Source organism: Sphingomonas alpina, from assembly GCF_014490665.1.
Taxonomy (GTDB): Bacteria; Pseudomonadota; Alphaproteobacteria; order Sphingomonadales; family Sphingomonadaceae; genus Sphingomonas; species Sphingomonas alpina.
Genome location: NZ_CP061038.1, coordinates 4,212,759 through 4,225,325, shown reverse-complemented (window position 1 = coordinate 4,225,325; position 12,567 = coordinate 4,212,759). Strand labels below are relative to the sequence as shown.

Below are 12,567 nucleotides of genomic sequence, written 5' to 3'. Positions count from 1 at the left end.
CATGTCTGCACCGCTGTCTCTCGCCCATGTCCATGGCGCCGATGCGCCTCCGTTGATCGAGCACACGATCGGTGAGGCGCTGGCCATCGCCGCGCGTCGCTGGGGCGAGCACGACGCATTGGTCTCGGTCGCGCAGGGCATTCGCTGGAGCTTTGCCGAATTGCTCGAGCGCGCCGATGCGCTGGCGGCGGGCTTGCTTGCGATGGGCATGGAGCGCGGCGACCGGATCGGCATCTGGGCGCCCAATTGCGCGGAATGGACGCTGACTCAGTTCGCCGCAGCGCGTGCCGGGCTGATCCTCGTCACGATCAACCCCGCCTATCGCGTCGAGGAAGCCGGCTTCACCATCGCCAAGGTGGGCTTGCGCGCTTTGGTCGTCGCTGCCGAGTTCAAGACCAGCGACTATGTCGGCATGGTCGAACAGCTGTGCCCCGAACTGCCGGGCTCGGCGCCCGGGCGGTTGCAGGCGCCGGGGCAGCCGAGCCTGGCGATCGTCGCCAAGATCGGTGGCGCGACGCGTCCGGGCTGGCTCGACTTCGACGCGATCTCTGCGCACGCCACGCCCGCCGATCATGACGAACTCGCACGGATCGGACCGACGCTCGACCCGCGCGACGCGATCAATATCCAGTTCACCAGCGGCACCACCGGCCTGCCCAAGGGTGCGACGCTGTCGCACCGCAATATCCTCAACAATGGGTATTTCGTCGGCAGCGCAATGGGGCTGGGGCCGGAGGATCGCATCTGTATCCCCGTGCCGCTCTATCACTGCTTCGGCATGGTGATGGGCAATCTGGCGAGCATCACTTTGGGCGCCGCGATGGTCTATCCTGGCCCCGCCTTCGATCCGGCGACGGTGCTGCGCACGATCGAGGCCGAGCGCTGCACTGCCCTGTACGGCGTGCCGACCATGTTCATCGCCGAGCTTGCCGAACTCGATCGCACGCCTGTCGATCTCTCGTCGCTGCGCACAGGCTGCATGGCGGGGGCGAGCTGCCCGGAATCGGTCATGCGCCAGGTGATCGAGCGGATGAACATGCGCGATGTGACGATCGCCTATGGCATGACCGAGACCAGCCCGGTCAGCTTCCAGACCGCAATGAGCGATGGTCTGGAGGCGCGGGTCGGGACGATCGGACGGGTCCAGCCGCATCTCGAATGCAAACTGATCGATGAAGCGGGCGCGATCGTCGCGGCGGGCGAGACCGGCGAGCTGTGCACGCGCGGCTATTCGGTGATGCTTGGCTATTGGGACGATCCGGATCGTACCGCCGATGTGCTCGATGCCGATGGCTGGATGCACAGCGGCGATCTCGCGGTGATCGATGCCCAGGGCTATGGCCGCATCGTCGGCCGCTTGAAGGACATGGTGATCCGCGGCGGCGAGAATATCTCGCCGCGCGAGATCGAAGAGTTTCTCTACCGTCATCCCGCGATCGAGGACGTGACCGTGGTCGGCATTCCCGACGAGCGCATGGGCGAGGAGCTTTGCGCCTGGATCCGCCTGCGCGTTGACGCCGTCGGCGACGAGGACGAGATCCGCGCCTTCTGCCGTGGCCGCATCGCGCACTACAAGATCCCGCGCCATATCCGCTTCGTCGATGTGTTTCCGACAACTGTGACGGGCAAAATCCAGAAATATCTCATTCGCGAGGCGATGGTCGCCGAGCTCTCCCCATCCCAGGAAAAGGAAGTCTTATGAAATATGCTGCCGCGCTGATCGCGCTCTCGATCGCCGCCACCACTGCCACTGCCGCCACCGCTCAGACCGCGTCGGGCCCCGCCCCAGTCCCGCCAGCCGCCCCCGCCACCCCGGCAGGGGGTGCGAAGTTCACGCTCGATACGCCCCTCGCCGATATCGTCGCCGATCCGGCGGGCAAGGCAGTGATCGACAAGGATCTGCCTGGCCTGACCTCGCTCGAGCAGTTCGACACGTTCAAGGGCGCCAGCCTCAATCAGGTCGTGCCCTTTTCGAACGGCGCGCTGACGCCCGAGAAGCTGGCCCAGGTCGCTGCCGATCTCGCGGCGATCAAATGACGATGCGGGTTCTCCTGTCGCGGACGGCGTTGCTGGTTTCCTGCGCTTTGATTGCAACGCCCGGTACCGCGCAGGATAAGGACAAGATGCTGTTCCGCGATCCTGCCGCGCCCGTCGAGGCGCGGGTCGACGACCTGATGGCCCGGCTGACGCTGGAGGAGAAGGTGTCGCTGATGGCCGGCGCGACCGGCATGACCGGCCAGGCCGTGCCCCGGCTCGGTATTCCCGAGGTCAAGATGACCGACGGACCGACTGGCGTGCGCTCGCCCGAGGGCCGGCCCGCGACTGTCTTTCCGGTCGGCGTGGCGATCGCCGCGACCTGGAATCCCGCACTGGCGCAGCAGGTTGGCGGTGCGATCGCCGAGGAGGCACGGGGTTATGGCGCGTCGGTGCTGCTCGCGCCGACCGTCAACATCGTGCGCACGCCGCGCTGGGGGCGCAATTTCGAGACCTATTCTGAGGATCCCTGGCTGACCACGCAGATCGCGCTCGGCTATGTCCGCGGTGTGCAGGACAAGCATGTCGGCGTCTCGATCAAGCATTTTGCCGCGAACAACCAGGAAACCAACCGCTTCTTCACCAACTCCGCGGTCGATGAGCGGACCATGCGCGAGCTTTATCTCCCAGCCTTCGAAACGGTGGTGAAGACGCTCGATCCCTGGTCGGTGATGGCGTCGTACAACAAGCTCAACGGCACCTATGCGGGCGAGAATCGCTGGCTGCTGGCGGATGTGCTGAAGACCGAATGGGGCTTCAAGGGTTTCGTCGTGTCGGACTGGGGCGCGACCCACACCACCGCCAAGGCGATCAATGCCGGGCTCGACCTGGAGATGCCCGGCCCGCCGCAGCATTTCGGGGCCAAGCTGCTCGCCGCCGCAAAGGCGGGCGAAGTCACGCCGGCGCAGATCGATGAGACCGCACGACGCATGGTGCGTCTGATTGTGCGCAGCGGCGTGATCGAGGGCACCGCTGGCACCGGGGGCATGGTCGGCGGCCCCGCGCATGCCGCGATCTCGCAGCGTGCCGCTGAAGAGGCGATCGTCCTGCTCAAGAACAGCGGCGTGCTGCCGCTCGATCCGGCGATCAAGACGCTGGCGGTGATCGGCCCCAATGCGGCCAAGGCGCGCATTCAGGGCGGCGGCAGTTCCGCGGTGCAGCCGTTCGATGCCATCGCCACGCCGCTGGACGCGTTGCGCGCGGCGCTGCCCGGGGTAACGATCGTCTACCAGCCCGGCGTCGATAGCGAGGAAGTGCCCCCGGCAGCCGAGGCGGCGATGTTCAGCCCGGATGCCGGCCGAAGCAAAAAGGGGCTCACGCAAAGCTATTACGCCATGGCGGACCAGTCGGGCGCGCCCGTTGCCACCGATGTCGCCACCGCTTTCCTCAAGCGAATCAGCGGCAATGTCGCCGGGCCGCAATCGGCCAATTATCTGTCGCTGCGCTGGGAGGGGCTGTTCTGGGCGCCGGTGTCGGGGCGCTACGAATTCAGCATTCGCGGCACTGGCAAGGGCAGTCTGCTGTTCGACGGCAAGACGCTGATCGACAAATCGACGGCGGCGGTTCCCGACAATCGCGACGTAATCGGCTTTCCGGTCGGGCGACGCACCGCGTCGATCGAGCTCGAGGCGGGCAAGGCTTATCCGATCCGGCTCGACTATTCGAACGGCAAGTCGATCTATGAATCGCTCAATTTCGGCGTGCGCGTGCCGCGGCCGTCGCTCGAAGCAGCGGTTGCCGCGGCAAGGTCGGCGGATGCGGCAATCGTCATCGTCGGCTCGAACAGCCTGACCGAAGGCGAGGGCTATGACCGCAGCTCGATCGACCTGCCGGGCGACCAGGACAAGCTCGTTTCGGCGATCGCCGCGGCCAACCGGAAGACCGTGGTGGTGGTCAATGCCGGCGCGGCAATGACCATGAAGTGGAAGGACGAGGTTCCGGCGATCGTCGATATGTGGCTCACCGGCCAGTCCGGCCCGGCCGCGCTGGCGGGTATCCTCACCGGCAAGGTCAATCCGTCGGGTCGGCTGCCGGTCACCTTCCCGGCCAGCGATGGCGATGACGTGATCAAGATCGATGCGGGCACCAGTACTTATGGCGAAGGCTTGCTGGTCGGCTATCGCAGCTTTGACGCGCGCTCGGTGAAGCCGCTTTTCGCCTTTGGCCATGGCCTGTCCTACACCAGCTTCGATTATGGCAAGCCTGTCGCACCGCCGCGGATCAAGGCGGGCGACACGGCGAAGGTCACGCTTGATGTCCGCAACACCGGCAAGCGCGACGGGATGGAAGTGGTGCAGCTTTATGTCGCACCAGTCGATCGCGCCGCGACTGAGCCAGTCAAGCAGCTCAAGGCCTTCGCCAAGGTGGCGGTCCCGGCCGGCGGCGTGAAGCCAGTCGCGCTGACGCTCGATCGCCGCGCCTTCGCGACCTACGATGTGGCGGCAAAGGCATGGATGGTGCGGCCCGGCCGCTACCGGTTGCTGATCGGTGCAGCATCGGACGATATTCGCGCGGTGAAGGAGATCGAAATCACCGGCACTGCCCGGGTGCCCTGACGTCAGGACCAGACGATGAGGCGTCTCGCCGGCGCCTCATTCGTAGCGGAGCGCCGCCAGGGGATCGAGGTCGGAGGCCTTGGCGGCAGGAATCACACCGAACAGCAGGCCGACCATGGTCGAGAAGGCGAGCGAGAGCCCGATCGACCAGCCCGGGATCATCGGTGGAGGCAAGCCGGGAATGAACAGCGTGCCGAGCAGCCCGATGATCCAGCCGGCAAACACCCCGGTCACGCCGCCCATCAGCGACAGGATGACTGCCTCCAGCAGGAACTGGAGCAGGATGACGTGGCGCGGTGCGCCGAGCGCCTTGCAAATGCCGATCTCGCGCGTTCGCTCGGTCACCGACACCAGCATGATGTTCATGATGCCGATCCCGCCGACGAGCAGTGAGATACCGACGACACCACCCAGTACATAGGTAATCGAATCCGTCACCGACGACACCGACTTGGTCAGTTGCTGCGCGGTCTGCACGCGGAAATCGTCGTCCTGTCCCGGTGACAACGCATGGGCCTGGCGTAGCGTCCCCTCAATGCGGCGCTGCAGTTCGCCGAGCCGCGACAGATCGGTGACGTCGATCAGGATGGTGATGTCCTGCAGGCTTTCATTGGGCATGATCCGCTGCCCGATCGCGAACGGCACGACCATATAATCATCCTGGCTGATCCCCAGCAGGTCGCCGCGCGTTTCCATGATGCCGACGATCTTGAGTGAAAAGCCACCGACCTCGACGAACTGGCCGATCGGGTTGGCGGGCAGCTTCAGATTTTTGCGTACCTGCTCGCCGATCACACAGACCTGGCGGGCCGAACGGTTGTCGCTGTCGGTGACGAACCGGCCGATCCGGGGAAATACCCTGATCGTGTCCTTGTAGGTCGCGGTCGCCGCCAGCATTCGCGTCTGGTTGGTTTCCGCACCGCTCGAAATTCGCGCACCGAACTGGCCAAAGGGCGCGAAGGAGGGAACGATCCGGCCGATATCGCCGAACTTCGCCTTGATCAGCAGATAATCCTTCATCTGCAGTCGGTTCGACTGACCCAGTAATTGTTCGCGAAATGGCGTTGACGACTGGATCGTCAATACATTCGTGCCGAGCCCTTCGAAATTACGGATCACCGAATAGGACAGGCCCTGGATGATCGACACCACCGCGATGACCGATGCCACACTAACGACGATGCCCAGTGACGTGATCACGCTCCGCAAAGGGCGAGCGCGGATGCTGTCGAGTGCAAGCAACAGGCATTGCAGCACCATGCCCATGCGCGTCAGCTCTCGTCCGACAGGATCCTGCCGTCGCGCAGGGTGATCCGGCGCTGGCATCGCCGTGCGATCGCTTCGTCATGCGTCACCAGGATGACCGTCTGACCCTCGCCGTGCAGTTCGTCGAAGAGCTGGAGGATATCCGCTGCCGTGGTTGAATCGAGATTGCCTGTCGGTTCATCGGCCAGCAGCAGCGACGGTGCCGTCACCAGAGCACGCGCGATCGCCACGCGTTGCCGCTGACCGCCCGACAACTCGTTGGGCAAATGGTTCTTGCGGTTGAGCAGTCCGACACGGTCGAGCACGCGCTCGGCGCTGGCGATGCGGTCCTTGCGCGATCCCGGCCGATAGATCAGCGGTTGCATCACATTCTTCAGCGCCGATATGCGCGGCAACAGGTTGAAGTTCTGGAATACGAATCCGATCCGGCGATTGCGTATCTCGGACAGGGCGCGTTCCGATCTCGCCGCCACATCGGTTCCATCGAGCAGGTATTCGCCCGATGTCGGCCGGTCGAGACAGCCCAGAATGTTCATCAGGGTCGATTTGCCCGACCCCGACGACCCGATCAGTGCGAGATACTCGTTGCGGCGAACGGCCATATGCACGCCGTCCAGCGCGAAGATGGTTTCCGAGCCGACGATATAGGTCCGCTTCAGCGTCCGGAGTTCAATCAGTGGCGCCATTGGTCGCCCCCTGGCCGAGCTTGGACGAGACCTTCGCGCCGTCGACAAGCGATTTCAGCACCGCATAGGGACCGACCACCACCTTCTCATCTCGGCGCAAGCCACTGGTGACCGCCTGATAGGCATCATCTGCATTGCCGACACGAATATAGCGGCGCGCGACACGGTCGCCGTCGATCACGAAGACATAATTGCGGATTCCGGCGCGACGATCCTGCGGTAGGCTGATGCCGTCATCGTCCGTTGTCTGATCGCTCAGTACCGCCTGTACGGGTACCGCCAGGATCGGTGCGGGGCTCGAGGTATAGATCTTTGCGCGGCAGGACATGCCCTGGCGCAAACGCCCCGATTGCGGTCCGGTAATGTCTGCCTTGACCGAATAGGCGCGGCCGGTCGCGTCATTGATCGGCAACACCTCGGCAGCACGTCGCGGTGCCAGCGCGATCTCACGCAGATGGCCGGTAATGCCGCGATCGGGAAGCATCGGGCAGATGATCTGCGCTTCGCTGCCCAGTGCCAGGCGGCCGACGTCATTCTCGTCGACGTTCAGGTCGACCATGATCGTTTCCTTGCGCGCGATCGTCAGCAGGCTCGACCCCGGGATGCCGGTCGCGCTTGGGACCGCGGTTTCGCCCGTCTTGATGTTGACCGAGACCACTGTGCCCGACATCGGCGCGCGGATCACCGTGCGATCGAGCACATATTGGGCTTGTTTGAGCTCGGCGGTCGCGCGCGTGACCGCCATTCCCGTGCCGGTCAGGTTCGCTTTTGCCGCATTCAGCGCATAATAGGCGCTGTCATAGGCCGCCTTCGATACGAACCCCTTGTCCGCCAGATTGGTGACGCGATCCAACTGCAGTTTCAGGTTGCTGACGTTGAAGCGCTGTTGCGCCTGGTTGGCGTTTTCGATTGCCATTTGCGCGCGCTGCTGCGCGGCCGCCTGGCGCAGATTCTCGTCCTCCAGCGTGATCACCACCTGCCCCTGCGTCACCTCGTCACCTTCCTTCACCTGCACGGTTTTCACGCGAGCAATGATCTCGGGCGAAAGCAGCGCCTGTTGCCGGTAGATGAGGTTGCCGGTCGCGAGCACGGTTTCGCGAATGTCGCGCAGGCGAACTGGCTCCACCTCGACCTCGGTCGCGGCAGATCGCGCGAAGAAGCGGACGAGGAAGGGGGAGACCAGGATGAAGGCCGCCAGCACGGGCAATAGGATGCGGCGATTCATTCTCAGGTGGAACCGCTCGCGAGCAGGGCAGCGGCCCAGATGCCGTACACCAAGGCATCGGGGGCGATGGCGATCAACGCTGCGCGCGTGAACTTCAAATTGCCAACGACTTGCAGGCCGATCGCGATCAGCACCATTTCCCAGATATTGATCAGGCTGAATGTCGACAGCAACTGCCCCCAGCCCGAACTGGGCGGCAGATGGAACAGCAACTGGTTCAGCGATACGGGATTCACGTCGTTGCCCGCCAGCCGACCCTCAGGCGCGAGCATGATGTTCAATATGCCCGCCGGCAGGATCAGCGCGAGCGGTGCCGTCGACCACATCACGATCGCGAACAGGCGGGTGAAGCGCTGGGTATCACCGCCGCGGACCTTGAAGATGATCCAGAAGATGAAGGCGCGCCCCAGGTTGACCACCAGTGCCAGCAACACCACGCCGAACAGGCTGATGCCGATCAACCGCCCGCGGGTGTAGAATGGCAGCGCGATATCGCGCTGCGCCTTGGGCATGGTCGCCGTCATCTGGTCGCGGAGCCAGGCGAGATCGACATGATAGAAATAGAAGATGTTGAGTAGGGCCGTGAACACGATCGCAAGGGTAAGCGGAAGGAGGAGCGTCCAGACCTTTCTGGACAGCGCGGCAGTAAAAGCTCTTCGCGGGTCGAAGAGCATGACGAGATAAGTTGTCAGCAACGACATGCCGCTGGCTCCCTTCTGCATTGCTGCGGTCTGGACGCGGGCGATCAAGCGGCGTGATGCCGCATCGAGTAGATCAGGCCGATGAACAGCAGGAACTCGGCCGCGAAGATCGCGCCGAGCGCCTGATTGTCGGTCAGGGCGACATGACTGCTCCATTTTCCGACGGTCGCGGCCAGGATGGTCAACAGCGCGGCCACACAGATGATCAAGACTTTCAGGCGTTGCATCATACTACTCCTCTCAAATATCCTGATTGAAGAAGGACAGGGTCTTCGGCGCATATTCGAGCAGCCCGCACATGCCGATGAACAAGGCGGTGACTCCGATTGCTGCCTGTGTGACGACGATGCAGATTGCGCGTACGGTATCGAACAGCTGCGCCATGCTGTGCGGCAGCATCACGTCGTTATGATTTATTGCGCCAAGGATGAGGGCCAGCAGGCTCGATCCGATATAGATTGCGCTGATGACGAAGAATTCGCGGCGCGTTCGCACCGCGTCGTGACCCTGGATCGCATCGATGACGGGGATCGACATGAGCACGGCGGCGAATGTCAGCACGCCGATCAGCTCTTGCCCGAAATACTCGCGCAGGACGACCGTGATCAGCATGGCGGCCGTCATCAGTGACCGGAACAGGATCGTGTTGGTGCGCCGGGGATCGATCGTCTCACGTGTGATAGGCGCGCTGCTGCACACCGGGCATTGTGCTGCCGGGATAACATCTTCGACGAACCACCGGCCCAGGCGGGTGTCGTAGCTGAAGATCTTGTCGGCAAAGTTTTCATCGTCGCCGATCAGGATCTTGAATGCGATCATTGCGATCTTCGATGCGACGGTGGTCGTCAGCGGTGCGAACGTGGCCCCCTTGCCATGCAGCCGACGGATCTGGCCTGGGTCGCCTAAGCAGGCGTAGCAACTCGATCGGCCGGGAATATAATTGGGGCCGACCACGCCGACATAGTCCAGGAAGCCGCCGATCACGAAGGGCACGCGAGCGGCGACGCAGGCCGAGTTCACCCAGTTGTTCGATTCCTCAGGCGTGTCGATCGCCTTCACGACCAGGTTGACGCCGTCGAGCAGGTCGCTGACGTCGCGTTCCGATTCGATTTTTCGATTGAGCGCGACGATCTCGATCTCGGGATTGAATTTGCGAATAGCGTCCGCGATCACATCGACCTTCAACTGGCCGAGGTCGGCGGGGGTGTACATCAGCTGGCGATTGAAATTGCTTTCCTCGACCACGTCGAAATCGAGGATGGTGATCCGGCCAACGCCGATCGCGGCAAGATTCCACAACACATGACTGCCGATCGCCCCGACGCCCAGGATCAGGACATGAGCGTTCGCCAGCGCTTGTCCGAACGCCTCGGGCGTGTCGGACGTCATCGAGAAATAGCCGAGCTGGCGCGAATAGCGTCCGTCGAGCCCTTCGATCGGGCGTTCCAGCAGCACCTTCTTGCTGACCAGTTCGCGTAACCGCGTCGGTGCGATCAGCTTCAGCATATCCTGTTCCGACACGCTCGCGCGCGCGATCAGCACATCGACGATCGCCCGGTGCTCATGCGCGAACGTGACGCGCAAATCCGGCACCGCATTCAGGATCACTCCGCCCGGCGTGTCCGTGACAAAGCAGAACGGGTTCAGGTGATAGTCGGCCATGCGCGTTACTTCATCGCTCGAAAGCGCAGCATGCCCAGGATGGGCGGCGTCAGGACGAGCAGAACCAGGAATGCGATATCGACGATCGGGCTTGGCCAGAGCCGGTTCGCCCCGGTTCGCAACACGAGCAGCGCGGAGATAACCAATGCCACCTGGAATATCTGGCTGACGGCGAAGTACAGGACATAGTCGGCCCTGCGCTGCGTCGATCCCATCACATTGATAAAGGCGTTGCGATTGAAGTTCGGCTCGCCAACCAGCTCCTGGAAGATATAATAACCGTCATATTCGACGAACGGGATCAGGTTGACGAAGATCAGGATGGCGTTGAGGCCGGCGAACAGGATGGCATAGGGAAATGCCGGCGTACCGATCAGGAACAGGGCCGCAACCAGCGCGACCGTCACGAGTAGATTATTCGCCTGGATGCCCGCGAATAGCGTGCGCAACCGTTTGGGCCGGTCGGTCAGCATGTTGATGGCGCTGACATCGGCGTAAAAGGCCGGGTGAAGAAAGAACAGCATCAGGCCGATCCGCGGCACCTTCACGCCATAGGAGCGCGCGACAAACGCGTGGGACAGCTCATGCACCAGACCGATCACCAGGATTGAGGCCAGGTAGAAAGGGATGATGCCGAACCCGACCGAGAAGCCGGTCAATGCCGGCCGTGCGAACGGAAACAGCGCCGCGATCAGGAACAGATTGAACAGAAAGATTGGAAGCGTCGCCCAGCTCAGCATCTCGCGATACACTCGGGCGAATCGTGGATGCGCGTCGATCAGCCAGGCGGGATCGACATTCAGCACCTTGATCTTAAGCGGCGAAATCGCTTTCTTGGATGCCGCTGCCGTTTCGAGCAGGCCCATGCGGGCGACGGTCGCGACGAATTTCTGGAAATATTCGAACGGGATTCGAGCTGCCAGCTGTTCCTGCGAGCGGGTGCCGTCGAGCAGCCTCAGCCATGTGACCTCCTGCTGCCCCAGCTTGAAATGGCGCGCGGTCGACACGTCGTAAATGTGGAACAATCCACCCTCCAGGGCATAGAATTCCAGGCTGTCCTTGACCTTCAGCATCGGGCGCTTGCTCCGTCGGGTACGGGGCGCAACGTGGTCGTCACGCCCCGGTCCATGCATTTCCAGCCGTCAGCTGACGAACATCAGCCCGAGAATGCCGAGGCCAATGCCGATTCCCGTGGCAATGCCGGCGCTCAGATCCGACACAGGTGCATCGACGATATCGATTTCTTCGAAAGTCATTATAAGGTTTCCTTCTGGTTAGGTGGAAATATTACGAGATGAATAGCAAGCCTATTCCAACCGTAACCAAGGCGCCTCCAGCGACACCTGCCCAGAATTCTGCGTCGGTAGGTGCGTCGATCGTACTGATTTCTTCGAACGTCATGGTACTACCCTTCCTTTTCTACTCCTAAGCCACCGGATTCGAGATCCTGTGGCGTCCGAAGGATGCAGGCGCACGGAAAGGCTAGTCAAATGACAAATTGTTCATGTTTCGAGTTGCGCATATGTTAAAATGCACAATCTACATAAAGAGCCGATATGGATTTAAGTTAACGGCTTAGACATTTCGGCTCCGAAACAATGTAGAGCTAAGTCTGTTCTTGGAATTATTGCTGCTGCTTTAAAAGGTCGGGGCGACCACCAGCTTGATCCCGGCCTTCTCGATCATCGCCGCATCGCGGTCGGTGATGCCGTCGTCGGTGATCACCACGTCCAGCTCGTCGGCAGTACACACGACATGGCCGGCGGGCGCGCCGAACTTGCTGCTGTCGACCAGCACGATCACTTCGTCGGCACGGTCGAGCAGGCGGCGTTCTGCATGGACCAGCAGCACGTCGGTCTGCATCAGGCCGTGCCGGCCGATCGACGCTGCGCCCATGAACAGCTTCGACGCGCGGTAGCGGCTCATCCCGTCGTCGTCGAACGGGGGGAGCAGGATGTTCTGTTCGCGAAACAGCGTGCCGGCGGGCATCGAGATATGCGTGCCGGGCTGGCCGATCAGCGCGCTGACGATGTGCAGTGAATTGGTCAGCACATGCAGCTCGAGCGGGGCGAGCAGCGGGCACATCTGCAGCGTGGTCGATCCGCCGTCGATGATCACCGTCTCGCCCGCGCTGCACAAAGCGGCGGCGGCGCGGCCGATCGCTTCCTTGGCGGCGCGGTTGCGTTCGACATTCTCATGGAACGGAACGCCGCGCAGATGCCCGTCATTGCCGCCCGCTGCCCCAGCGGGTGAGTCCGGCGCATCGACCAGCCGCGCGCCGCCGCGCACACGGACGATCTTGCCGTTGCTCTCCAGCCGGTCGAGGTCGCGACGCAAGGTCGCGCCCGATGCTTCGAGCGAGCGATCCAGTTCCTGGAACGACACGAATCCCCGTTCGCGCATGAGCTCAAGGATCAGTCGGTCGCGATCTTCTGCGT

General features: G+C 62.7%; 11 protein-coding genes. 3 read left to right on the top strand and 8 right to left on the bottom strand.

The genetic code is table 11. The features are described from left to right. Position 1 precedes the first annotated feature (1 nt). The 3 genes from H3Z74_RS19600 to H3Z74_RS19590 are packed head-to-tail and all read left to right on the top strand — an operon-like array spanning position 2 to position 4,589. A complete protein-coding gene (locus tag H3Z74_RS19600) occupies positions 2-1,702 on the top strand; it encodes an AMP-binding protein (RefSeq protein ID WP_187761215.1) in 1,701 nt (566 codons plus the stop codon). Next, complete coding sequence (locus H3Z74_RS19595) at positions 1,699-2,037, top strand: hypothetical protein (RefSeq protein WP_187761214.1); 339 nt, start codon at positions 1,699-1,701, stop codon at positions 2,035-2,037. Before H3Z74_RS19600 ends, H3Z74_RS19595 begins: the two co-directional genes overlap by 4 nt. Continuing rightward, positions 2,034-4,589, top strand: coding sequence for a beta-glucosidase (locus tag H3Z74_RS19590; protein ID WP_187761213.1), 2,556 nt, complete (start codon positions 2,034-2,036; stop codon positions 4,587-4,589). The genes H3Z74_RS19595 and H3Z74_RS19590 overlap by 4 nt, the downstream gene beginning before the upstream one ends. Before the next feature lie 36 nt (positions 4,590-4,625). Here the strand turns inward: H3Z74_RS19590 and H3Z74_RS19585 are convergent, their stop codons facing one another. The 8 genes from H3Z74_RS19585 to H3Z74_RS19550 all read right to left on the bottom strand — a co-directional run bounded on the left by H3Z74_RS19585 (position 4,626) and on the right by H3Z74_RS19550 (position 12,532). Then, entirely contained in the window at positions 4,626-5,915 is a 1,290-nt protein-coding gene (locus tag H3Z74_RS19585) for an ABC transporter permease (protein ID WP_187761212.1), read from the bottom strand. Beyond that, a complete protein-coding gene (locus H3Z74_RS19580; protein ID WP_229726692.1) occupies positions 5,861-6,541 on the bottom strand; it encodes an ABC transporter ATP-binding protein in 681 nt (226 codons plus the stop codon). Before H3Z74_RS19580 ends, H3Z74_RS19585 begins: the two co-directional genes overlap by 55 nt. Continuing rightward, the gene (locus tag H3Z74_RS19575; RefSeq protein ID WP_187761211.1) at positions 6,525-7,766 is read right to left on the bottom strand and encodes an efflux RND transporter periplasmic adaptor subunit; all 1,242 of its coding nucleotides are present in this window, start codon (positions 7,764-7,766) and stop codon (positions 6,525-6,527) included. Before H3Z74_RS19575 ends, H3Z74_RS19580 begins: the two co-directional genes overlap by 17 nt. A 2-nt stretch (positions 7,767-7,768) precedes the next feature. Next, complete coding sequence (locus tag H3Z74_RS19570; RefSeq protein WP_187761210.1) at positions 7,769-8,467, bottom strand: YIP1 family protein; 699 nt, start codon at positions 8,465-8,467, stop codon at positions 7,769-7,771. Positions 8,468-8,511: 44 nt separating this feature from the next. After that, the gene (locus tag H3Z74_RS19565; RefSeq protein WP_187761209.1) at positions 8,512-8,694 is read right to left on the bottom strand and encodes a hypothetical protein; all 183 of its coding nucleotides are present in this window, start codon (positions 8,692-8,694) and stop codon (positions 8,512-8,514) included. 13 nt (positions 8,695-8,707) lie between these two features. Further along, entirely contained in the window at positions 8,708-10,129 is a 1,422-nt protein-coding gene (locus tag H3Z74_RS19560; protein WP_187761208.1) for a HesA/MoeB/ThiF family protein, read from the bottom strand. A gap of 5 nt (positions 10,130-10,134) precedes the next feature. Next, entirely contained in the window at positions 10,135-11,202 is a 1,068-nt protein-coding gene (locus H3Z74_RS19555) for a site-2 protease family protein (protein ID WP_187761207.1), read from the bottom strand. Positions 11,203-11,767: 565 nt separating this feature from the next. Beyond that, complete coding sequence (locus H3Z74_RS19550) at positions 11,768-12,532, bottom strand: DeoR/GlpR family DNA-binding transcription regulator (protein WP_229726691.1); 765 nt, start codon at positions 12,530-12,532, stop codon at positions 11,768-11,770. Between the last annotated feature and the right edge of the window lie 35 nt (positions 12,533-12,567).

Bases quoted from the DNA above. Each gene is read 5' to 3' on its own strand.
- H3Z74_RS19580 (WP_229726692.1), bottom strand. From the start codon at position 6,541: ATGGCGCCACTGATTGAACTCCGGACGCTGAAGCGGACCTATATCGTC.
- H3Z74_RS19560 (WP_187761208.1), bottom strand. From the start codon at position 10,129: ATGGCCGACTATCACCTGAACCCGTTCTGCTTTGTCACGGACACGCCG.
- H3Z74_RS19600 (WP_187761215.1), top strand. From the start codon at position 2: ATGTCTGCACCGCTGTCTCTCGCCCATGTCCATGGCGCCGATGCGCCT.
- H3Z74_RS19595 (WP_187761214.1), top strand. From the start codon at position 1,699: ATGAAATATGCTGCCGCGCTGATCGCGCTCTCGATCGCCGCCACCACT.
- H3Z74_RS19565 (WP_187761209.1), bottom strand. From the start codon at position 8,694: ATGCAACGCCTGAAAGTCTTGATCATCTGTGTGGCCGCGCTGTTGACC.
- H3Z74_RS19555 (WP_187761207.1), bottom strand. From the start codon at position 11,202: ATGCTGAAGGTCAAGGACAGCCTGGAATTCTATGCCCTGGAGGGTGGA.
- H3Z74_RS19575 (WP_187761211.1), bottom strand. From the start codon at position 7,766: ATGAATCGCCGCATCCTATTGCCCGTGCTGGCGGCCTTCATCCTGGTC.
- H3Z74_RS19585 (WP_187761212.1), bottom strand. From the start codon at position 5,915: ATGCCAGCGCCGGATCACCCTGCGCGACGGCAGGATCCTGTCGGACGA.
- H3Z74_RS19550 (WP_229726691.1), bottom strand. From the start codon at position 12,532: ATGCGCGAACGGGGATTCGTGTCGTTCCAGGAACTGGATCGCTCGCTC.
- H3Z74_RS19590 (WP_187761213.1), top strand. From the start codon at position 2,034: ATGACGATGCGGGTTCTCCTGTCGCGGACGGCGTTGCTGGTTTCCTGC.
- H3Z74_RS19570 (WP_187761210.1), bottom strand. From the start codon at position 8,467: ATGTCGTTGCTGACAACTTATCTCGTCATGCTCTTCGACCCGCGAAGA.